The sequence below is a fragment of the Vagococcus penaei genome, assembly GCF_001998885.1.
GTDB classification, from domain to species: Bacteria; Bacillota; Bacilli; order Lactobacillales; family Vagococcaceae; genus Vagococcus; species Vagococcus penaei.
In genome coordinates this window covers 2031016-2052701 of record NZ_CP019609.1, presented here as the reverse complement: position 1 = coordinate 2052701, position 21686 = coordinate 2031016, and the positions used below count along the sequence as shown (strand labels likewise).

Below are 21686 nucleotides of genomic sequence, written 5' to 3'. Positions count from 1 at the left end.
AGTTATCTCGAGCATTTTTCATTTATTTACCTGATAACTCTTTATAGCGCTGATTTTTTTCAATCGTATCATCAGCAGATTGTTCTAATAATCTTGATACTTCTTGTTCTGTTGCTAAAACCTTAGTTAATGCTGAAAAACGAGTTTGATGTTTAAAGAAATCTGGTAGACGATCAAAATTTGCTCGTTTTGAATCAATCTTCATTGGCTCTTTACCTTTTTCTAATAATAACGGATTGTAACGATACAATGGCCAGTACCCTGATTCTACAGCTTCTTTTGAAAATTCAATTGCCTGACCCATACCACCTTTAATCCCATGGTTAATACATGGAACAAATCCAATAATTAATGATGGACCAGGATAAGCTTCAGCCTCAGAAATGGCTTTAATTGTTTGTGTTGGATTAGCATTTAGTGCAACTTGCGCAACGTATACGTGACCATAAGTCATTGCCATCATACCTAAATCCTTTTTCGCTGTCCGTTTACCAGAAGACGTAAATTTAGTAATTGCTGCTGTTGGTGTTGCTTTTGATACCTGACCACCTGTATTAGAGTACATTTCATTATCTAAAACAAATAAATTAACATCCTCACCACTTGCTAAAACATGGTCAAGTCCACTAAAACCAATATCATAGGCCCAACCATCACCACCAATCATCCATTGACTAGGTTTAACAAATAAATCTCGTTGCTCATAGAGATGATATAAACTAACATTATCTTCCATCTCGGCTAACAAAGCTGATTCAAGTTTCGTTGCACGTTGGCGTGAACCATTTCCTTCAAACATATGATCAATCCAATCCTGAAGTAATGCTTGTAAACTATCAGAAACAGTCTGTTGCCCTAAAATTCTTTCAATCTGTTGCTTAAGTGCTAACCTTTGTGTTTTATTCGCAATATACATACCAAAGCCATATTCTGCATTATCTTCAAGTAATGAATTACTCCATGCTGGTCCCTGGCCATCTTCGTTTGTCGTATAAGGTGTTGCTGGTGCTGAACCACCCCAAATTGACGAACAACCGGTAGCATTCGACATGACAAGTCTATCACCGTAAAGTTGCGTTAATAACTTAACATAGGATGTTTCACCACAACCAGAGCACGCACCTGAAAATTCAATTAACGGTTTTTCAAATTGTGACCCTTTGATGCTTTCTTTTTTCTTTACAGGATTTGCTTTTTGTTTCAAAGTCATGGCAAATGCCCAGTTCACTGCTTCTTCTTTTTGTTCTTCATACGGTTTCATCACTAATGCTTTTTCTTTAGCAGGACAAACTTCCACACAAAGACCGCAACCAGTACAATCCTCCAACGACACTTGAATACGATACATTAAGCCATTTGCTCCACGCATTTCACGGACAATAAATCCTTCTGGTGCTTCTATCATCTCCTCATCATCCGCTAAAAATGGTCGAATCGCTGCATGAGGACAAACAAAGGCACATTCATTACACATTGTACAAGCATCTGGTATCCATTCAGGTACTTCTAGTGCAATCCCACGTTTTTCGTAAGCTGCTGTTCCACTTGGGATAGTGCCATCTGCCATGTGATTATCTAAAAGATTCTTAACAGTTAAAGAATCGCCTTCTTGACGATTAACAGGCTCTAAGATTTCACGTACATATTTTGGTTTAGTCCAGTCGACTTCCTCTTCTAGAATTGTTAGTGTCCGCCATTCCTCTGGGATATCAACAGGAATCAAATGTTGGCCTGTCAAATCGATAGCAGCTTGATTTTTTTGGACAACTTCTTCTGATTTTTTACCATAGGCTTTTGCAACTTCTTCTTTTAAATAAGGGATAAATTGCTCTCTTTCCATTAAATCTGTCAACTCAAAAAAGGCTGTTGACATAACTGTATTAATTCGACGTCCTAAGCCGACTTGCTGTGCGATATCAAGCGCATTAATAATATAAAACTTAGCCTGTTTATCCGCCAACTTTTTTTTCAACTGTTTTGGTAAAAGTCTTAGCACACGTGCTTTATCCCAAGTAGTGTTTAATATGAAGGTCCCACCTAGTTTTAAGCTATCAATCAAATCATATTTATGAATATAAGATGCATTATGACAGCCAATAAAATCTGCTTGCTCAATATAATAGGTTGATTCAATAGGCTCTGGGCCAAATCGCAAGTGCGAAATTGTTAATCCACCAGATTTTTTAGAATCATAAGAGAAGTAACCTTGGGCATATAAATCAGTGTGGTTCCCTATGATTTTAATAGCTTGTTTATTAGCACCAACCGTTCCATCCGAACCAAATCCCCAAAATTTTGCTTGAAATGTTGTATCAGGTGTTAAGTCAAGCATGCCCGAAACTGGTAAGGATAGATGTGTTACATCATCTGTAATTCCTACTGTGAATCGGAATTTTAATTGCTCAACGGGTAAGGATAAGTGATCAAAAACAGCTTTAATTTGAACCGGAGGAACGTCTTTAGAGCCTAAGCCATATCGCCCACCAATCACAATTGGACGTTTAGGATGACGATATAATGCACTCTGAACATCCAATAATAATGGTTCACCATCAGAGCCTGGTTCTTTTGTCCTGTCCAATACGGCAATTCTTTCAACCGTCTCTGGTAATTTAGCTAACATATTTTCAGTTGGAAATGGTCGATATAAATGAATATTAAGATGCCCCACTTTACGTCCTTGTTGATTCAAATAATCGACAGTTTGACGAATTGTTGGTGAGACTGATCCCATCGATATAATAACTTCTGTCGCCTCACTTGAACCATAATACGTTGTCAAATCATAATTAGTTCCACGTAACTGATTAATCTTCCCCATATATTCTTGGACAATATCTGGAACAATATCATAGTATTGATTAATCGTTTCACGCTGTTGGAAATGAATATCAGGATTTTGTGCCGTACCTGATACGTTCGGCCGATTTGGTGTCATACCACGTAACCTAAAGCGTTTCAAAGCATCATAATCGACTAATTTTTCTAAATCAGCATATTGAATGACATCAATTTTTTGAAGTTCATGACTCGTTCGGAAGCCATCAAAAAAATTGATAAATGGTAGACTTGCTTTTAAACTTGCTAAATGCGCCACTGCAGATAAATCCATGACTTCTTGAACGGAACTCTCAGCCAACATGCAGAACCCCGTTTGACGTGCTGCCATGACATCTCCATGATCACCAAAAATACTTAGTGCATTCGTAGTTACTGCACGACTTGCAACATGAAATACTGTCGGTAATAGTTCTCCAGCAATCTTGTACATATTAGGGATCATTAATAGTAATCCCTGAGATGCGGTATATGTCGAGGTTAAAGCACCCGTTTTTAACGATCCATGTACGGCTCCAGCAGCACCGGCTTCTGATTGCATACTGATAACTTTCGGAACTTCACCAAATAAATTGGGGCGTTCTTTCATTGACCATTCCTCAACAACTTCAGCCATTGTTGAACTCGGCGTAATCGGATAAACCGCTGTAACCTCTGTAAATGCATAAGAAATATAAGCTGCAGCTGTATTACCATCCATAGTTATTTTATGTGTCATTTGTCACACCTTCTTTTAACTTTCTAATTGCTATCCATTGACTTTTTCAACTAATTCATCCACAAAGCCTTGCAATAAATCGAGGTCTTCACCTTCAGCATTATGTTCAATACATACTAATTCAGCACCTCTTGTAGCACCGGCCTTTTCAAATTGAGTCACAAAATCACGTGCTGATTGGCAATAGTACTCACCATACTCTGTATCACCTGATCCCACAACGCCAAAAATTTGGTCTGTTAATTCTTCATCTGCTAAATCTTCAAAAAAGTCTTCAATTTCATACGGTAAATCACCATCGCCATATGTATAAGTTGCGACAATACAAATATCTGCATCATCAAAAAAATCTGATTCAACATCTGAACATTCTTCACGCTCTACTTCTAAACCTGCATCAATTAATTTATCTTCTATAATTTCAGAAATCTCTTCTGTATTACCAGTCATACTTGCGTAAACTATTTTTGCCAACGTCATAAAAAAACCTCACATTCTTATATTTATATAAAAATTTCACAAGTTATACAAATCAATTCTAACATAAAAATTTGCTAAGATGAATGCTCTGAATCAAAATTAACCAATTTTTATTTAGATAAAAAAAAGCCGTAAAATTGGGAGTCAATCCAATTTTACGGCTTTTTAAGGCTCTATAATTTAAAGGACTGATGAATCAAAATTTGATTCATCAGTCCTTTTTTAGTTTATTTAAATATAAAACATGTCGTCTATCTAGTAAAATTTAAGTACCACCAAAAATCTAAGATAGAAAGGACGACATGTCGTGAATAATCATATCAAAAAAATGCTACGAATTACAGATGAACATTTATATTTAACAAATACGGAGGAAGCTAAAGTTAAAGGAAAGAACTCTTTAATTATCTTTGGCATCTATTCTCCCATGCCTTCGGCTTGTAAATCCTGTGGGTCAACTGTTGTTGATAATGAAGGAAAAAGTGTGGTTGTTAGGAATGGAAAAAAAGAAGTAACTATTCGATTAGATTCTTATCAAAATATGCCTACTGTTTTAAAACTAAAGAAACAACGATTCCATTGTAAAAACTGTTCTCACAATTGGACCGCACAGTGTTCTATTGTTGAAAAAAATTGTCATATCAGTAAATTTATTACTTTGAAGATTTTAGAATTATTAACTGAGAAAATCTCTATGACAGTTATATCTAAACAATGCCAAGTTTCTTTAACTACAGTTTTAAGAGTTCTTAAGTCCGTTGAATCACAGCTCCCACAACAACTTAAACCTCGATCTTTTCCAGAAGTTTTAATGGTAGATGAGTTTAGATCTCACGCTAGTTATGAAGATAAAATGAACTTCATATGTGCTGATGGGAAAACAGGTGAATTAGTGGACGTTTTACCTAGTAGGAAATTAGAGAAAATCATTCCTTACTTTAATCGCTCTTCATTGGAGGAACGGAGAAAAGTTAAATTTTTAGTAACAGATATGAATGCAGCTTACTTTCAATTGACTAAAACAGTCTTTCCTACTGCTAAGCTAGTCATTGATCGATTTCATATTGTAAAGCATTTGAACACTGCTTTTAATGATTTGAGAGTACGAGAAATGAAGACATTAGTTGCCAACAAGAAAAATTCAGAAGCCAATAAATTAAAATCAAACTGGAAATGTCTTCTGAAAAATCAAACAACTATTTCCATTTCAGAATTCAAAACCTGGAGAAGCTTTCCTTCTCCAAAGCATCCTCTTTTAACGGAATCTATGATGATTGATCGACTACTTTCATTCTCTTCTAATCTAAAAGAAGCTTATGATATCTTTCATTTACTAATGTATCACTTTAGAAACAAAGATGACCAGTCATTTTTCGAACTATTGAAAGATTTACCCGATAGCTTGGATAGACAATTTAGAAATAAAATAGACAATCTGATTTCCTACGAGGAAGGTATTCGAAATGCCCTAAAATATAATTTTTCCAATGGAAAAATCGAAGCTAAGAACACTCATATAAAAACTCTTAAAAGAGTTTCCTACGGGTTCAACTCCTTTACGAATATGCGCATAAGAATTTTCTTGATAAACGGCCTTATTAAAATTAAATAACTAAAAAAGATGATAAATCTGAGAATAATCTCAAATTTATCATCTCATATATCCGACTCATCAGTCCGATTTGACAAAGAGCCCTTTTTAATTAAGGTTTAACTACAAATAACCAAGCCTTTGCTTCATCAAGTAAACTAGGTTGATTTTGTGCAGCCTCATTCACCTCAACGACTGTTCCCGAAACAGGTGATTCATATTCAACTACAGCTTTTTCAGCTTCTAGCTCAACAACTTCGTCACCTAATTCAACAATTGTACCGACTTTTGGAAAAGAAGCAAAACTAATTTTTCCTAAATCATCTTGTGCTTGTTCAGACAAACCAACTCTAATCAAGTCTCCTTCTTCTTTAATCCATAAATTTTTATCAGTCATCAATTTTACCTCCTAATTTAAAAATGCTTCCTCATATTCTTTTTCCTTAAAACCAAGTAATACCTGATTATTGGCTAATAGCATAATCGGACGCTTAATAAGCATACCATCAACTGTCAAACGACTTGCCGCTTCTTCCACAGTAAATTCATTAACAATATCTTTCAGATGCTGCTCCCGATATTTGATACCACTAGTATTAAAGAAACGTCGAATAGGATAATCATTATCATTCATCCATGTAATTAATAAATCTTTTGCTGGTGGTTCTTCTATCATATTAATTATCTTGTAATCAATCGCGTGCTCATCTAACCAGACTTTAGCTTTTTTGCAAGTTGAACACTTTGGGTACCAATAAAACGTTACCATTATATCAACCTCTCTTTCTCTATTGTAGTATATCATAGTCATTTATAAAAAAATATCCTAGACTAATAATGTTTAAAAAAATTAGTAAACTATGTTATAATTGATTAGTTAGTTAGCCGATTACAATATTACTTTAGGAGGCCCCTATGAAGAAATCATCGAGTAATAAAGAAGATTACCTAAAAGCGATTTATGAGAATAATGGTATTGATGAATTCGTTTCTAATAAAACCTTATCGCAACATTTAAATGTCTCACCTGCTTCAGTCACAGAAATGGTAGAAAAACTTCAAAGTGACGGCCTTTTAGAATATAAGCCTTATACTGGTGTCAAATTAACATTAAATGGTCTTAATCAAACCATTACAATCATCAGAAATCATCGAATTATCGAAACCTTTCTATATGACAAACTAGGCTATTCACTTCATGATTTGCACCATTTATCTGAAGAATTAGAACACGTTAAAGATCCTATCTTTTTTGATCGCTTATTTACATACTTAAGTAAACCAAAAACTTGCCCGCATGGTGGAATCATTCCAACACATGATAACTATCGAGAGCCTTCTTTAATACCTATTTCTGATTTTAAACCAGGTGATTCCTTAATAATTGGCCGCGTTATGGATGATACTTCCGTTTTAAATTATATGTCGTCAATTAACTTAACGGTAGGTGATACTATCCATATAGTAGATATTGATCATTTTAACGAATTGATTGTCTTTACAATTAATCAATCAGATAAAACATTTCATATTAGCCTAAAACAAGCACACTTGATTTTTTCTAGTTATACTTAAACTGTTGGAAGTTAAATCTCCAACAGTTTTTTACTAAATTCGTACAATAAAAGATGAGAAAAAAGAAGATAGAATATGAGAAAACTCAATCTATCTTCTTTTTATTTTATATACTAATCAATAATTATATACTGGGCTAGCTGGATTCGAACCAACGAGTGACGGAGTCAAAGTCCGTTGCCTTACCGCTTGGCTATAGCCCATTAAAAAAGGCGACTGATGGGAATCGAACCCACGCGTGTCGGAACCACAATCCGATGCGTTAACCACTTCGCCACAATCGCCATATTAAAAAAATGGAGGGAGGCAGATTCGAACTGCCGAACCCGAAGGAGCGGATTTACAGTCCGCCGCGTTTAGCCACTTCGCTATCCCTCCAAAATGGCGCAAGACAGAATCGAACTGCCGACACACGGAGCTTCAATCCGTTGCTCTACCAACTGAGCTACTGCGCCTAAACGGTCCCGACGGGATTTGAACCCGCGATCTCCTGCGTGACAGGCAGGCATGTTAACCCCTACACCACGGAACCATTTAAAAAGTTTATGGATTCGAACCATCTATTCTTATTGGCTAAATAAGACTTTTCCCATCTGAAAACTTTATATATTTATTGTTATGACCCGTACGGGAATCGAACCCGTGTTACCGCCGTGAAAGGGCGGTGTCTTAACCGCTTGACCAACGGGCCTATTATCTATCTAGCATGGCAATGTCCTACTCTCACAAAGAGAAACCCTTCACTACCCTCGGCGCTAAGAAACTTAACTACTGTGTTCGACATGGTTACAGGTGTATCCTTCTTGCCATTATTACCATACTATAAAATAAACTGGGCTAGCTGGATTCGAACCAACGAGTGACGGAGTCAAAGTCCGTTGCCTTACCGCTTGGCTATAGCCCATTAAAAGGGCGACTGATGGGAATCGAACCCACGCGTGTCGGAACCACAATCCGATGCGTTAACCACTTCGCCACAATCGCCATAATACTATTAAAATAAAAAATCTAACTAATACCGGCGGCCGGGGTCGAACCGGCACGCCCTTGCGGGCACAGGATTTTGAGTCCAGCGCGTCTGCCAATTCCGCCACGCCGGCATATATTAATTAGAAAAAGGCGGTAACCGGATTTGAACCGATGATAAAGGTGTTGCAGACCTCTGCCTTACCACTTGGCTATACCGCCATACCATATTAAAACTGGGCTAGCTGGATTCGAACCAACGAGTGACGGAGTCAAAGTCCGTTGCCTTACCGCTTGGCTATAGCCCAATAAAAAAAGGCGACTGATGGGAATCGAACCCACGCGTGTCGGAACCACAATCCGATGCGTTAACCACTTCGCCACAATCGCCATAATACTATTGAAGCAACAGGGGTAGTAGGACTCGAACCCACGCTGACGGTTTTGGAGACCGTAGTTCTACCACTAAACTATACCCCTATAAAAATGGAGGGAGGCAGATTCGAACTGCCGAACCCGAAGGAGCGGATTTACAGTCCGCCGCGTTTAGCCACTTCGCTATCCCTCCAAAATGGCGCAAGACAGAATCGAACTGCCGACACACGGAGCTTCAATCCGTTGCTCTACCAACTGAGCTACTGCGCCTAAACGGTCCCGACGGGATTTGAACCCGCGATCTCCTGCGTGACAGGCAGGCATGTTAACCCCTACACCACGGAACCATTTAAAAAGTTTATGGATTCGAACCATCTATTCTTATTGGCTAAATAAGACTTTTCCCATCTGAAAACTTTATATATTTATTGTTATGACCCGTACGGGAATCGAACCCGTGTTACCGCCGTGAAAGGGCGGTGTCTTAACCGCTTGACCAACGGGCCTTATTTATTATTTTACGGAGAGTAAGGGATTCGAACCCTTGAGACAGTTATTACCGCCTACATGATTTCCAATCATGCTCCTTCGGCCAACTCGGACAACTCTCCAAGCTTTAGCTTTTAATGACTCTTTAAAAGGACTCCGGCAGTAGGACTCGAACCTACGACATCATGATTAACAGTCATGCGCTACTACCAACTGAGCTATGCCGGAATACTTATAAATGCGTGGCAGCGTCCTACTCTCACAAAGAGAAACCCTTCACTACCCTCGGCGCTAAGAAGCTTAACTGCTGTGTTCGGCATGGTTACAGGTGTATCCTTCTTGCCATCGCCACCACACTTCTATAAGTGTTCTATTTAATTAAGTGATTGCTCACTCAAAACTGGATTTGAAGTTATCATTAACATAAGTGACACCGTTTATTTGGTTAAGTCCTCGATCGATTAGTACTAGTCCGCTCCATACATCACTGTACTTCCACTCCTAGCCTATCTACCTGATCATCTCTCAGGGATCTTACTTTCTTAAAGAAATGGGAAATCTCATCTTGAGGGGGGCTTCACGCTTAGATGCTTTCAGCGTTTATCCCGTCCATACATAGCTACCCAGCAATGCCCTTGGCAGAACAACTGGTACACCAGAGGTATGTCCATCCCGGTCCTCTCGTACTAAGGACAGCTCCTCTCAAATTTCCAACGCCCGCGACGGATAGGGACCGAACTGTCTCACGACGTTCTGAACCCAGCTCGCGTGCCGCTTTAATGGGCGAACAGCCCAACCCTTGGGACCGACTACAGCCCCAGGATGCGACGAGCCGACATCGAGGTGCCAAACCTCCCCGTCGATGTGAACTCTTGGGGGAGATAAGCCTGTTATCCCCAGGGTAGCTTTTATCCGTTGAGCGATGGCCCTTCCATGCGGAACCACCGGATCACTAAGCCCGACTTTCGTCCCTGCTCGAGTTGTAACTCTCGCAGTCAAGCTCCCTTTTGCCTTTACACTCTTCGAATGATTTCCAACCATTCTGAGGGAACCTTTGGGCGCCTCCGTTACATTTTAGGAGGCGACCGCCCCAGTCAAACTGTCCATCTGACACTGTCTCCCGCCACGATAAGTGGCGCGGGTTAGACTGGTCATAACACAAGGGTAGTATCCCACCAATGCCTCCCTCGAAACTAGCGTTCCGAGTTCAACGGCTCCTACCTATCCTGTACATGTGTCACAAACAGTCAATATCAAACTACAGTAAAGCTCCATGGGGTCTTTCCGTCCTGTCGCGGGTAACCTGCATCTTCACAGGTACTAAAATTTCACCGAGTCTCTTGTTGAGACAGTGCCCAAATCGTTACGCCTTTCGTGCGGGTCGGAACTTACCCGACAAGGAATTTCGCTACCTTAGGACCGTTATAGTTACGGCCGCCGTTTACTGGGGCTTCAATTCTGAGCTTCGCTATTGCTAACCCATCCTCTTAACCTTCCAGCACCGGGCAGGCGTCAGCCCCTATACGTCATCTTTCGATTTTGCAGAGACCTGTGTTTTTGATAAACAGTCGCTTGGGCCTATTCACTGCGGCTAAACTTGCGTTTAGCACCCCTTCTCCCGAAGTTACGGGGTCATTTTGCCGAGTTCCTTAACAAGAGTTCTCTCGCTCACCTTAGGATTCTCTCCTCGACTACCTGTGTCGGTTTGCGGTACGGGTCGTTTGCTTCTAACTAGAAGATTTTCTTGACAGTGTGATATTGGAACTTCGGTACTAAATTTCCCTCCACATCACAACTCGTCCTTAGAGGTGTAAGCATTTGACTCACACCAAGACTTGTTGCTTATACGCACATATCCAACAGTGCGCTTCCGTAACCTCCTGTGTCCCTCCATTGTTCAAACAAAACAAACGAGTACAGGAATCTCAACCTGTTGTCCATCGCCTACGCCTATCGGCCTCGGCTTAGGTCCCGACTAACCCTGGGAGGACGAGCCTTCCCCAGGAAACCTTAGTCATTCGGTGGACAGGATTCTCACCTGTCTTTCGCTACTCATACCGGCATTCTCACTTCTAAGCGCTCCACTAGTCCTCACGATCTAGCTTCAACGCCCTTAGAACGCTCTCCTACCATAGAACCAAAGGTTCTATCCACAGTTTCGGTAATATGTTTAGCCCCGGTACATTTTCGGCGCAAGGGCACTCGACTAGTGAGCTATTACGCACTCTTTAAATGGTGGCTGCTTCTAAGCCAACATCCTAGTTGTTTGTGCACCCTCACATCCTTTTCCACTTAACATATATTTTGGGACCTTAACTGGTGGTCTGGGCTGTTTCCCTTTCGACAATGGATCTTATCACTCACTGTCTGACTCCCGGATATAAATGAATGGCATTCGGAGTTTATCTGAATTCGGTAACCCAAGACGGGCCCCTAGTCCAAACAGTGCTCTACCTCCATCATTCTTAATTCCGAGGCTAGCCCTAAAGCTATTTCGGAGAGAACCAGCTATCTCCAAGTTCGATTGGAATTTCTCCGCTACCCACACCTCATCCCCGCACTTTTCAACGTACGTGGGTTCGGTCCTCCAGTGCGTTTTACCGCACCTTCAACCTGGACATGGGTAGGTCACATGGTTTCGGGTCTACAACTACATACTACGTCGCCCTATTCAGACTCGCTTTCGCTACGGCTCCGCTTCTTCAGCTTAACCTCGCATGCAATCGTAACTCGCCGGTTCATTCTGCAAAAGGCACGCCATCACCCATTAACGGGCTTTGACTTTTTGTAGGCACACGGTTTCAGGTTCTATTTCACTCCCCTTCCGGGGTGCTTTTCACCTTTCCCTCACGGTACTGGTTCACTATCGGTCACTAGAGAGTATTTAGCCTTGGGAGATGGTCCTCCCGGATTCCGACGGAATTTCTCGTGTTCCGCCGTACTCAGGATACTCATAGGTGTGTTGTCAATTTCGTCTACGGGGCTTTTACCCGCTCCGGCTGACCTTTCCAGGTCGATTTGACTATTTACAACAGCTACCACAGCTGAGTCCTACAACCCCAATGAGCAAGCTCATTGGTTTGGGCTGTTTCCGTTTCGCTCGCCGCTACTAAGGAAATCGATTTTTCTTTCTCTTCCTGCAGGTACTTAGATGTTTCAGTTCTCTGCGTCTACCTTCTATTAGCTATGTATTCACTAATAGATAATACCCTATAAAAGGTATTGGGTTCCCCCATTCGGAAATCTCCGGATCAAAGCTTACTTACAGCTCCCCGAAGCATATCGGCGTTAGTCCCGTCCTTCATCGGCTTCTAGTGCCAAGGCATCCACCGTGCGCCCTTATTCACTTAACCTTTTCTAACCTAATGGTTAGATCTTTTTTGTTTGTATCAAACAGCGATATCTGATACAAACAACGCTTCACAACTTACGCTGTGTCACGCGGTGTACTTAATTTATGTTGATGTCTAACTTCAACTATCCAGTTTTCAATGAACAATAATGGTAAAGGTTCTACCAATGGAGCCTAGCGGGATCGAACCGCTGACCTCCTGCGTGCAAGGCAGGCGCTCTCCCAGCTGAGCTAAGGCCCCATTTAGTTTGAGAGTAGACCTCTCAAAACTGAACAAAGTAAATTCAACCAATGTGTTTCCGTAATTATCCTTAGAAAGGAGGTGATCCAGCCGCACCTTCCGATACGGCTACCTTGTTACGACTTCACCCCAATCATCTATCCCACCTTAGGCGGCTGGCTCCCGAAGGTTACCTCACCGACTTTGGGTGTTACAAACTCTCGTGGTGTGACGGGCGGTGTGTACAAGGCCCGGGAACGTATTCACCGTGGCATGCTGATCCACGATTACTAGCGATTCCGGCTTCATGTAGGCGAGTTGCAGCCTACAATCCGAACTGAGAACAGCTTTAAGAGATTAGCTAAACCTCGCGGTCTCGCAACTCATTGTACTGTCCATTGTAGCACGTGTGTAGCCCAGGTCATAAGGGGCATGATGATTTGACGTCATCCCCACCTTCCTCCGGTTTGTCACCGGCAGTCTTGCTAGAGTGCCCAACTAAATGATGGCAACTAACAATAAGGGTTGCGCTCGTTGCGGGACTTAACCCAACATCTCACGACACGAGCTGACGACAACCATGCACCACCTGTCACTTTGTCCCCGAAGGGAAAGCTCTATCTCTAGAGTGGTCAAAGGATGTCAAGACCTGGTAAGGTTCTTCGCGTTGCTTCGAATTAAACCACATGCTCCGCCGCTTGTGCGGGCCCCCGTCAATTCCTTTGAGTTTCAGCCTTGCGGCCGTACTCCCCAGGCGGAGTGCTTAATGCGTTAGCTGCGGCACTGAAGGGCGGAAACCCTCCAACACCTAGCACTCATCGTTTACGGCGTGGACTACCAGGGTATCTAATCCTGTTTGCTCCCCACGCTTTCGAGCCTCAGTGTCAGTTACAGACCAGAGAGTCGCCTTCGCCACTGGTGTTCCTCCATATATCTACGCATTTCACCGCTACACATGGAATTCCACTCTCCTCTTCTGCACTCAAGTCTCCCAGTTTCCAATGACCTTCCTCGGTTGAGCCGAGGGCTTTCACATCAGACTTAAAAGACCACCTGCGCTCGCTTTACGCCCAATAAATCCGGACAACGCTTGCCACCTACGTATTACCGCGGCTGCTGGCACGTAGTTAGCCGTGGCTTTCTGGTTAGATACCGTCAAGGTGAGAACAGTTACTCTCTCACTTGTTCTTCTCTAACAACAGAGTTTTACGATCCGAAAACCTTCTTCACTCACGCGGCGTTGCTCGGTCAGACTTTCGTCCATTGCCGAAGATTCCCTACTGCTGCCTCCCGTAGGAGTCTGGGCCGTGTCTCAGTCCCAGTGTGGCCGATCACCCTCTCAGGTCGGCTATGCATCATGGTCTTGGTAGGCCGTTACCCCACCAACTAACTAATGCACCGCGGGCCCATCCACCAGTGACACCGAAGCGTCTTTTATCCTGTCGCCATGCGGCAATAGGAATTATGCGGTATTAGCACCTGTTTCCAAGTGTTATCCCCCTCTGATGGGCAGGTTGCCCACGTGTTACTCACCCGTCCGCCACTCACTTGTCTCGGTGGAGCAAGCTCCGGTGAGACAAGTGCGTTCGACTTGCATGTATTAGGCACGCCGCCAGCGTTCGTCCTGAGCCAGGATCAAACTCTCAATAAAAGTATGATAACATCTTACGATGTTTAGCTCATTTAAAAATTTTGCTAGCGAATGTTTCTATTCACTTTAAATATGGTTTGTTTTTACTATTGTAAAAACGCCCTACACATTTGGTTTGTCTTACTTTGTTCAGTTTTCAAAGGTCTAAACTTTTTAATGTTTGTTGTCGTAACAACTTTTATATCATATCAATTTTGTAAAGCTTTGTCAACAACTTTTCAAAATTTATTTTTACGTTGTTGTTTTTTTAAAATGATATGTCGTAGCGACATGTAATAATATATCAACAATTCAAATTAAATGCAAGTACTTTTTTAATTTGTTTTAAAATTATTATATTAATTGAAAATTAATTAAAAAAAAGAGCTGAAAAACTTGTAATACAAGGATTTAGCTCTTTTTTAATAATTCTTTTAACTGGTATTTACCTAATAAAATCAATCCTAAAATCATAAAAATCAATAAAATGAAAAACAATATAAAGCAATGCAAGAAGAACTCCTGTGGCAACATTGTAATAATAGGATCTGTTATTGGATCAAAGAGCCAGTCATCATTAGTAAAAAATATTTCATGGAAAAAGACAAAAAATTGATCAAAAGCAATAATCATTAAAACAATTAAGCTAAGTAAAATTGCTAAAAACCAACTTAATGGTTTTATTAGTAACCACATTGTTTTACTTTTATAGTATTTTTTCAGAAAAAAGATACTAGGAAATATCGTTATCAACAAAATAGCGTAATTGAACTGAAATAATTTTTTTACATCCCAAAAATGTAGTAAGCCAGAAGTAGAACTTGAAAAATCCGGTAGATTTAATTGTTTTACCCAAAAATAATTCAAATAATCTAATAAGACATTATAATTATGCATCAATGTATCTTTAGATAGTCCGACACTATCTACGATGTCTAAATAACGAATATCTAAAGAAAATAACCATTTAGAATTAATCGTCAATGCTACCGAGAGAGTAATTAGGCTAAGCAATAAACATCCAACACTTAACCGTTGGAACCAGCGAGACAATTAAAATCTCCAATCATCTAATGAATTCAAAATATGTGTCGGAGGGCTTGCTAAATCTGGTACATGTTTTTTCTTTGTAAATCCAGTTAAAACTAACAGGCTATCAATACCATTATTTATACCTGCTTTAATATCCGTTTCATAATTATCACCAACCATAATAACATCTTCTTTATTCAAACCCATAACCCGTAAGGCAGACTCCATAATAATTGATTGTGGTTTACCAATCAAAATCGCTTGCTGTTGAGTGGCCGTTTCTAAAAGAGAAATAAATGAACCTGCACCAGGTAATAAACCACGATGTGTTGGAATGTTTTTATCAGGATTTGTACCAATAAAATGAGCGCCATTTTGGATAGCTAATGTTGCCGTAACAAATTTTTCATAATTAATTTCCGTATCTAATCCAACAACAACATAATCTGGCACTTTTTCTTCAATAATAAATCCAGCATGATTTATAGCTTCATGTAGCCCTGTTTCACCAATAATGTAAACTTTATTCCCCAATCCTTGTTCATGCATATAATCAACAGTTGCCAAACTTGCTGTATAGATAGTATCTGCTGATACATGAATATCGCAAACCTTTGCTAATTTTTCTTTAATTTGAACCGGTGTCCGCGTGGTATTGTTTGTTACAAATAAAAAAGGCAACTCTTTTTGCTGAAGCTTTTCAACAAAACGTTTTCCAGCAGATATTGGTTTTTCACCTAAATATATTGTTCCATCTAAATCAATTAAATAGCCTTTGTATGACATGGTTAATCCCTTTCTTTTTGACGCATTTTAAATGTTCGCTTTTTATTATTTGGTTGTTGCGAATTTTTTTTAGTAGGTGCTTGTTTCTTTTCAGCTGTGTGTTTCACATCTTGTCGATCACGTCTCTTAAAATTATCTTTGCGTTTGACATCCTTACTATTTTTAGGAGCACGTGGATTTTTTTTATTTTTTTTCTGATTATGCGTACTAGATGTATCACGCCCTTTTCGCTGAAACTCTCCAATCTGTTCAATCACAAAATAAGCACACCCAAAATTACAGTACTCATAAAGATAATCAGATAAATGACTAATTTTAGCATCAATAGCGGCATTTTTAAAATCATCTTTAAAGAATCCTTTTAAACGTAACTGATCATAACCCCAATCTCCTACAATGTAATCATATTTTTCTAAAATTTCTTGGTAACGATCTAATAATTTTTCATAATCAAATCCTTCTCGATAATCATAAACTAACCGATAAGTCCCTTTTCCTAAAGAAAATGAATCTGGTGAAAAAGACGCTAATAGCGCTTGGCGCTTTTGCTCACTAGCTGTCAACTCTTCAATAATAGCGTCTTTTTCTAACTCTTTATCACTATTTTTTTTATCATTCATTTTGTCATCACCCCAAATCATCTTTTTTCTTTAAACTATTCACTCGACTTAAATAGTCCCCTAAAACATTTCTTAAAAAGTCAGAACCAATTAATTTGACATTTCCCGCGATTTCAATTGTCGGAAAAAATGGGACAAACATGATGTGATCAACTGTTACTAGCTGATACACTTTATCTAATTGAATCTGTTTGCCTTCATGGGTAACTTGTTTAGATACATGGTCATAGTTAATTCCATCATAACACATTTCTCCAAAAACCTTACCACGAAATTTCAGTCCAATAATTGGAAAATTACGAAGAAAGGCTCTATTTTTCTCAATTTCTTTCATTAATCGTATTAAATCTGATCCCATCAAGCGAACACTAATTAAATTCATCGGATGTGGTAAGCATTGATGTAAATCTAATGCTGTTACTGGCCCTTTTTTTAAATCTTTTAAAAACAAACCAGAATTAATCAAGGCAATTGATGAATTTCCAGCCTCTTTCATTGCTTTTAATGTACAATCGATTAATGTATTTTCCCGATATAGCGTCTTAGGTAACTGTGTTATGACTTGATTGGTTAGATTATCTATACCCAACTGCTGTAACATCTCAACTTCTTCTAAATCGGATGCGACATTAGGCAAATCATCTACACAGTAGGTTACAGCACTTATCTCTTGTTTATTAGAATCGGGATACGTTACTTCAACTAAACCAACATATTCACCAAAGCGACCTGCTGCAACTAACATGACATCATTCCAAATCAAACCATTTTCTAGTAAATGATGCGTATGTGATCCAAAAATAATATCAATCATCGGATAGTTTTCAGCAATTAACTTGTCATCGGGCAAACCAAGATGCGATAACAAAATTAAACAATCCACTTGCGGCCGCAATAATGGTAGTAGCGAATCTAAAACGTCTTTAATATCTACTAAGGTCCAACCATATGTCTGATAAGTTAGCTCCATTGGTGCAGTCAAACCAATTAAACCTATGCGTAAGCCACTCTCAGTTGTGATAATACGGTAACTTTCAGCCCATTTGGGTGTCACTAATGATTTTGAGTCTAGCAAATTACTTAAAATAACCGGAAAGTTCTTTCTATCATATAATGCATTAAGTTGCTGATAACTATTAGTAATTCCTTCATTGTTACCAATAGTTACGGCATCGTAATGTGCTTGATTCATTAGGCGAACATTGGCTCGACCATGTGTCGATTCAGTCAATGGATGGTTGCGATCCATAAAATCGCCAACATCGACTGTAATGCAATCGATTCCACTACTTTTTGCGGCAATTTTTTGTTCTTGAATCATTCGTCTAATTTTAGGCCATCTCTCAAAATGTGAATGAATGTCATTTGTATGAATAAAGTGAATTTTTTTTGTCATAAACGTCAACCTTTATCTTAATTTAGTTTCTATATTAGCATATTTTTTTTCGAAACCCCATTACTTAGTTTAACACAATCATTTATCAACTATGATAGTCTGTTAGTCTTTTTACATAAAAAAGCAGTATTGAGAATCAACTCAATACTGCTGGGTGATAAACTAAAAAATAGCCATTTTATTAATTTGAATTTTTTTGATAGCATGTAAATTATAGATAATCAAACCAAGGATAATTAAAAACATTAACCCAAACGGAATGACTACTGCTGGCACCATATTTTGTCCTGTCCCTACAATTAGACTAATAATAAACAAGACATATGATTTCATCATTGCTGGCCAATATGGAACACTTACTAATATAAGAATGATAAGTCCTAATAAAATACTTAGAACAATGATTAATTTTTTAAATTTCCAAGAATATCCAATAATGGCTAAAGTATTAGCAAACAGCATCGCTAAAAATAAGCACTCCATTAACAATAAACCGACTAAGATCGGACTAACAATTGGCCCTAAACTTAAAGGTGTGACATAAATACTGTGACTATCACTACCTAAATTGATGTAAGCAGATAGTTTTAACCACTGGACTGCTTCAGTCAAAGCAAAAAAACTTAGACTAAAAATCAATGAACTGATAATTTGGGCACTTATAATTTGCTTGATAATCGTACCTCTTGAAATAGAATGATAACTATAAAACGTTACTTGTCGCATCACGAATAGCCACGTTAAGATAATTAAATAAATATAGAGGCAATAAGTGATATTGGGCATTTCCCACTCAATAGATAGCCTTGTTTTTGATATATATGATAAACCATACCCCAAAACAAATAATCCTAAAAATAAAACAAATATTTTAAGGTAATAAACAAGCGTTTGAGATAAAACACTAAATTTTTTTCTCATTAAAGGCTAACCCCACTTTCTTGGAACGGGTTACGTGTCAATTGAATAAATAGTTCTTGTAAGTTCATTGATTTCACTGATAAATGGGTTGCTTTAGTCAATTCTTCAGTGGTTAAACGAGTATACGCACGAATATTGCCATTTAGATAGTCTTGTCCTAAAACATTGCGTTGTTTTAAAAAATCACGCATCTCGCGTTCGGTTCCTTCCACTACGTAGACATGATCAGTTAATTCCTTAACCGCATCTTCAACGATAACCTGGCCATCTTCAATGATAATAATACGGTCTACTAAACGTTCAATCTCAATAATTGAATGCGTCGATAGCACAATTGTTTTAGGGTATCTTTGATAACTAGCAAGTATGTCCTGAAACAAAGCATTTTGGGTACTTGGGTCCAAAGCAAATGTAGGGTCGTCAAGTAATAGATAGTCTGTGTCAATACTACAAGCTAAACAACATCTAAAAATCATCTGCTCTTGGATAGAGAGCTGAGCAAAACGTTGTGTATCTTTTAGAGCATATTTAAATAGCAAGGCACGACAGCTATCGATTTGAAAGGAAGCATAAAAATCATTCATCCATTTCATAATTTTTTTTAAAGTTGCATGTTTCGGATAAATAGCATCCTGTGATTGAAAATAAACTTTTGACATAACTTTCGGTTGTTCAAAAATATCTTCACTATCAATTTCAACATATCCCTCAGAAGGATACCTTAGATTTGCTAGTACTCTAAGCAATGTTGTTTTGCCAGAATTATTTTGACCAATTAATCCGTAAATAGTTTGGTCTTTTAGCGTGAGGTTAATGTCATTTAAAACCAGTAAACCATCAACTGATTTTGACATATCTTTCAACTGAATTCCCATAGCGTTAATTCCTTTCTAATTTGTAAACAAACTCCTTTACCATCATAAAGTAGTTTTATTACTACAAAGTAACAGTCATGTGACAAAAGATAACATAATTTATCTTTCTCTGTCACAAATAAAATAAACACAGCAAGCAAAATGTTATTAGACAATTTGCTTGCTGTGTTTATTCTGTTAAGGTATCACCCACATATTCAATACTAATACTTTTTGAGATTTTTTTTAGGGCTAGGATTTCTTGACTAGTCAATTCACTATCACTAAAAAAAGCAACTGAAAAGATGATATCACCCGTTCTCGCCTTATAAAGTAAGGCTTTTTTGTCTTTAGAAAACTGCAGGGCTTCTTCCATAACATTAACATACTGTACTGGAGAAGCAACATCCCAATCAATATCTTCTAACTCATAGCCGTTAATATCCCCGTAAATTTTTTGCTCTTTATCAGCAGCATTTAATTGCAAGCTAATATTAGGATATTTATCACTACGAAAAGTCCCCCAAAGAACTGATTTGGTAAATTTCCCATCTGATAATTGAGCAAAGTCTTGATTATTAAAACTGATTTTAGATTGTCCAATTAGCATATTATTGACAACGTACTGTCTTTTTTTAATTGATGTGGTCTCTCTAGCAGCACTTTCTGCTGTTTTCATCGAAGTATCCGTCGTGGATTGATTAGCTTGCTTTTGATTTGTACAAGCTGTCAAAAAAAGCAAACTCATAATGATGAGTAACATGTTTCTTTTCATGTTCATATTTCCACCTATCACTTTTTTCTCATTACACTTCAGTATACTATATTTAATCTAAAAAAACAGGGAAGATTACCAATTTTTTGGACTCCACAAAGTTCCATCCAATTCTGCATTAGCTTGCTCAATACGCTGATATTGCTCAATAATAATTTCTTTTAACTCTAAAAAAGTCGCTTTTTCAATATAGGAACGACTACTAGTAATCAAATCATCGACTTCACCTAATAGCCAATCTTTTTCTTCCATCTACTCACCTTCTTTTAACCAATCTAAAGACTCTTCTAGTGAAGTTAGTAAGTCACGATTCTCATTCATTTGGTCTAAAACAATTTGTATTTTCTGGTATCGTTCACTATGCGTTTCTTTTGTCAGAAAGTAATTTAGTCGCTCAAGCATCCAACGTTCCTTTGTTAAGAATGACGTATTATTTTCTTTTGTCAGGTATTCTTGATACCGAACAGCTAACTTTTGTTGTTCCAACTCGGTTAAATAATAAAATTGGAAGATGCTTAAAATCGGTAAATACGTCATACCAAGTTTATGTGTCATTGCTTCAAAAGGACGAAATAACTCCGACACTGTAAAGCGCTCTTTTGCACCCGCTTGAAACCCCTTTTCCGCCACACCAAAATTAACAACTAAACCTAACTCTTTTCCTGATAAACTAGTTTGGCTAGCCTGAGTTTCTAGCACCTCATCCAACCAAATTTTTAACTGTCCAGGCATACTATACCAATAAACTGGAAATTGAAAAACAATTCGCTGATGTGTAGCAAGTAATTGTCGTGCTTCTATAATCGACTCACTAGTCAATTCAGGTTCCACATAGTAATAAGTGACATCAAAAAAATTTTGTACACTCTCTTTAAAAAATTGTTGCATGCCGGAATTATCCGCATTGGGATGTCCGACAATAACTAAAGTTTTTACCATCTACTGTTCGCATCCTTTACCCCATAATATTCTATTCTATTACATCTAGTAACATCAATAGAACACTACGCTTTAATAGATATAATGTATCAAATTTTTCATCATAATGACAAAGAAAAGATTACAAAG

15 protein-coding genes, 20 tRNA genes and 4 rRNA genes are annotated in these 21686 nt (G+C 38.5%); 2 read left to right on the top strand and 37 right to left on the bottom strand.

Translation table 11 applies throughout. From position 1 onward, the window contains the following. Positions 1–22: 22 nt before the first annotated feature. Entirely contained in the window at positions 23–3556 is a 3534-nt protein-coding gene (gene nifJ, locus BW732_RS09800) for a pyruvate:ferredoxin (flavodoxin) oxidoreductase (protein ID WP_077276560.1), read from the bottom strand. Between the two features lie 30 nt (positions 3557–3586). Continuing rightward, on the bottom strand, positions 3587–4036 hold the full coding sequence (locus tag BW732_RS09795; RefSeq protein ID WP_077276559.1) for a flavodoxin: 450 nt from the start codon (positions 4034–4036) through the stop codon (positions 3587–3589). Positions 4037–4343: 307 nt separating this feature from the next. On the opposite strand from BW732_RS09795, the gene BW732_RS09790 reads away from it, so the two are divergent. Then, positions 4344–5648 (top strand): ISL3 family transposase, encoded by a 1305-nt coding sequence (locus BW732_RS09790; protein WP_077274886.1) that lies wholly within the window; start codon positions 4344–4346, stop codon positions 5646–5648. A 91-nt stretch (positions 5649–5739) separates the two neighbouring features. Here the strand turns inward: BW732_RS09790 and BW732_RS09785 are convergent, their stop codons facing one another. Beyond that, on the bottom strand, positions 5740–6024 hold the full coding sequence (locus tag BW732_RS09785) for a glycine cleavage system H family protein (RefSeq protein WP_077276558.1): 285 nt from the start codon (positions 6022–6024) through the stop codon (positions 5740–5742). Between the two features lie 12 nt (positions 6025–6036). Continuing rightward, complete coding sequence (locus tag BW732_RS09780; protein WP_077276557.1) at positions 6037–6396, bottom strand: arsenate reductase family protein; 360 nt, start codon at positions 6394–6396, stop codon at positions 6037–6039. A 146-nt stretch (positions 6397–6542) separates the two neighbouring features. On the opposite strand from BW732_RS09780, the gene BW732_RS09775 reads away from it, so the two are divergent. Continuing rightward, the gene (locus BW732_RS09775; RefSeq protein WP_077276556.1) at positions 6543–7202 is read left to right on the top strand and encodes a metal-dependent transcriptional regulator; all 660 of its coding nucleotides are present in this window, start codon (positions 6543–6545) and stop codon (positions 7200–7202) included. Between the two features lie 131 nt (positions 7203–7333). Here the strand turns inward: BW732_RS09775 and BW732_RS09770 are convergent. The 33 genes from BW732_RS09770 to BW732_RS09615 form a co-directional block, all read right to left on the bottom strand. Beyond that, positions 7334–7405 (bottom strand) — tRNA-Gln (locus BW732_RS09770). Between the two features lie 8 nt (positions 7406–7413). Further along, positions 7414–7486, bottom strand: a tRNA-His gene (locus BW732_RS09765). A gap of 13 nt (positions 7487–7499) precedes the next feature. Then, positions 7500–7580 (bottom strand) — tRNA-Tyr (locus BW732_RS09760). Positions 7581–7584: 4 nt separating this feature from the next. Next, positions 7585–7657: transfer RNA gene (locus tag BW732_RS09755), tRNA-Phe, on the bottom strand. Positions 7658–7661: 4 nt separating this feature from the next. Beyond that, a tRNA-Asp gene (locus BW732_RS09750) sits at positions 7662–7734 on the bottom strand. Between the two features lie 87 nt (positions 7735–7821). Continuing rightward, a tRNA-Glu gene (locus BW732_RS09745) sits at positions 7822–7893 on the bottom strand. Between the two features lie 13 nt (positions 7894–7906). Continuing rightward, positions 7907–8022: ribosomal RNA gene (gene rrf, locus BW732_RS09740) — 5S ribosomal RNA — on the bottom strand. A 12-nt stretch (positions 8023–8034) separates the two neighbouring features. Then, positions 8035–8106 (bottom strand) — tRNA-Gln (locus BW732_RS09735). Between the two features lie 7 nt (positions 8107–8113). Continuing rightward, positions 8114–8186, bottom strand: a tRNA-His gene (locus BW732_RS09730). 32 nt (positions 8187–8218) lie between these two features. Next, positions 8219–8302 (bottom strand) — tRNA-Leu (locus BW732_RS09725). A gap of 17 nt (positions 8303–8319) precedes the next feature. Next, positions 8320–8390: transfer RNA gene (locus BW732_RS09720), tRNA-Cys, on the bottom strand. A gap of 14 nt (positions 8391–8404) precedes the next feature. Continuing rightward, positions 8405–8476, bottom strand: a tRNA-Gln gene (locus BW732_RS09715). Positions 8477–8485: 9 nt separating this feature from the next. Beyond that, positions 8486–8558 (bottom strand) — tRNA-His (locus BW732_RS09710). A 19-nt stretch (positions 8559–8577) separates the two neighbouring features. After that, positions 8578–8648, bottom strand: a tRNA-Trp gene (locus BW732_RS09705). Positions 8649–8655: 7 nt separating this feature from the next. Further along, positions 8656–8736: transfer RNA gene (locus tag BW732_RS09700), tRNA-Tyr, on the bottom strand. Between the two features lie 4 nt (positions 8737–8740). Next, positions 8741–8813 (bottom strand) — tRNA-Phe (locus tag BW732_RS09695). 4 nt (positions 8814–8817) lie between these two features. Continuing rightward, a tRNA-Asp gene (locus tag BW732_RS09690) sits at positions 8818–8890 on the bottom strand. Positions 8891–8977: 87 nt separating this feature from the next. Further along, positions 8978–9049, bottom strand: a tRNA-Glu gene (locus tag BW732_RS09685). Between the two features lie 15 nt (positions 9050–9064). After that, positions 9065–9154: transfer RNA gene (locus tag BW732_RS09680), tRNA-Ser, on the bottom strand. Between the two features lie 32 nt (positions 9155–9186). Then, a tRNA-Asn gene (locus BW732_RS09675) sits at positions 9187–9260 on the bottom strand. A 12-nt stretch (positions 9261–9272) separates the two neighbouring features. Next, a 5S ribosomal RNA gene (gene rrf, locus BW732_RS09670) occupies positions 9273–9388 on the bottom strand. An 85-nt stretch (positions 9389–9473) separates the two neighbouring features. Continuing rightward, positions 9474–12385 (bottom strand): 23S ribosomal RNA (locus BW732_RS09665). A 167-nt stretch (positions 12386–12552) separates the two neighbouring features. Next, positions 12553–12625: transfer RNA gene (locus BW732_RS09660), tRNA-Ala, on the bottom strand. 74 nt (positions 12626–12699) lie between these two features. After that, positions 12700–14255: ribosomal RNA gene (locus BW732_RS09655) — 16S ribosomal RNA — on the bottom strand. Together the 16S, 23S and 5S rRNA genes with 20 tRNA genes alongside form the textbook arrangement of a ribosomal RNA operon. Positions 14256–14645: 390 nt before the next feature. Continuing rightward, the gene (locus BW732_RS09650) at positions 14646–15287 is read right to left on the bottom strand and encodes a TIGR01906 family membrane protein (RefSeq protein ID WP_077276555.1); all 642 of its coding nucleotides are present in this window, start codon (positions 15285–15287) and stop codon (positions 14646–14648) included. Next, positions 15288–16052, bottom strand: coding sequence for a TIGR01457 family HAD-type hydrolase (locus BW732_RS09645; RefSeq protein ID WP_077276554.1), 765 nt, complete (start codon positions 16050–16052; stop codon positions 15288–15290). It abuts the gene before it with no gap. 2 nt (positions 16053–16054) lie between these two features. Further along, the gene (locus BW732_RS09640) at positions 16055–16672 is read right to left on the bottom strand and encodes a YutD family protein (RefSeq protein ID WP_077276553.1); all 618 of its coding nucleotides are present in this window, start codon (positions 16670–16672) and stop codon (positions 16055–16057) included. 7 nt (positions 16673–16679) lie between these two features. Next, positions 16680–18068: a bifunctional metallophosphatase/5'-nucleotidase gene (locus tag BW732_RS09635; RefSeq protein WP_077276552.1), complete on the bottom strand. Its 1389-nt coding sequence runs from the start codon at positions 18066–18068 to the stop codon at positions 16680–16682. Between the two features lie 162 nt (positions 18069–18230). Then, the gene (locus tag BW732_RS09630; RefSeq protein WP_077276551.1) at positions 18231–18989 is read right to left on the bottom strand and encodes a hypothetical protein; all 759 of its coding nucleotides are present in this window, start codon (positions 18987–18989) and stop codon (positions 18231–18233) included. After that, entirely contained in the window at positions 18989–19864 is an 876-nt protein-coding gene (locus BW732_RS09625) for an ATP-binding cassette domain-containing protein (RefSeq protein ID WP_077276550.1), read from the bottom strand. Before BW732_RS09625 ends, BW732_RS09630 begins: the two co-directional genes overlap by 1 nt. Before the next feature lie 169 nt (positions 19865–20033). Next, positions 20034–20618 carry a hypothetical protein gene (locus BW732_RS09620; RefSeq protein WP_077276549.1) on the bottom strand — a complete coding sequence of 195 codons (585 nt, stop codon included), beginning with the start codon at positions 20616–20618 and terminating at the stop codon, positions 20034–20036. 75 nt (positions 20619–20693) lie between these two features. Next, positions 20694–20870, bottom strand: coding sequence for a hypothetical protein (locus tag BW732_RS11475; protein ID WP_169834152.1), 177 nt, complete (start codon positions 20868–20870; stop codon positions 20694–20696). Further along, on the bottom strand, positions 20871–21557 hold the full coding sequence (locus BW732_RS09615; protein WP_077276548.1) for an NAD(P)H-dependent oxidoreductase: 687 nt from the start codon (positions 21555–21557) through the stop codon (positions 20871–20873). Positions 21558–21686 lie beyond the last annotated feature (129 nt).

Bases quoted from the DNA above. Each gene is read 5' to 3' on its own strand.
- nifJ (WP_077276560.1), bottom strand. From the start codon at position 3,556: ATGACACATAAAATAACTATGGATGGTAATACAGCTGCAGCTTATATT.
- BW732_RS09795 (WP_077276559.1), bottom strand. From the start codon at position 4,036: ATGACGTTGGCAAAAATAGTTTACGCAAGTATGACTGGTAATACAGAA.
- BW732_RS09785 (WP_077276558.1), bottom strand. From the start codon at position 6,024: ATGACTGATAAAAATTTATGGATTAAAGAAGAAGGAGACTTGATTAGA.
- BW732_RS09780 (WP_077276557.1), bottom strand. From the start codon at position 6,396: ATGGTAACGTTTTATTGGTACCCAAAGTGTTCAACTTGCAAAAAAGCT.
- BW732_RS09775 (WP_077276556.1), top strand. From the start codon at position 6,543: ATGAAGAAATCATCGAGTAATAAAGAAGATTACCTAAAAGCGATTTAT.
- BW732_RS09645 (WP_077276554.1), bottom strand. From the start codon at position 16,052: ATGTCATACAAAGGCTATTTAATTGATTTAGATGGAACAATATATTTA.
- BW732_RS09640 (WP_077276553.1), bottom strand. From the start codon at position 16,672: ATGAATGATAAAAAAAATAGTGATAAAGAGTTAGAAAAAGACGCTATT.
- BW732_RS09635 (WP_077276552.1), bottom strand. From the start codon at position 18,068: ATGACAAAAAAAATTCACTTTATTCATACAAATGACATTCATTCACAT.
- BW732_RS09630 (WP_077276551.1), bottom strand. From the start codon at position 18,989: ATGAGAAAAAAATTTAGTGTTTTATCTCAAACGCTTGTTTATTACCTT.
- BW732_RS09625 (WP_077276550.1), bottom strand. From the start codon at position 19,864: ATGGGAATTCAGTTGAAAGATATGTCAAAATCAGTTGATGGTTTACTG.
- BW732_RS09620 (WP_077276549.1), bottom strand. From the start codon at position 20,618: ATGAAAAGAAACATGTTACTCATCATTATGAGTTTGCTTTTTTTGACA.
- BW732_RS11475 (WP_169834152.1), bottom strand. From the start codon at position 20,870: ATGGAAGAAAAAGATTGGCTATTAGGTGAAGTCGATGATTTGATTACT.
- BW732_RS09615 (WP_077276548.1), bottom strand. From the start codon at position 21,557: ATGGTAAAAACTTTAGTTATTGTCGGACATCCCAATGCGGATAATTCC.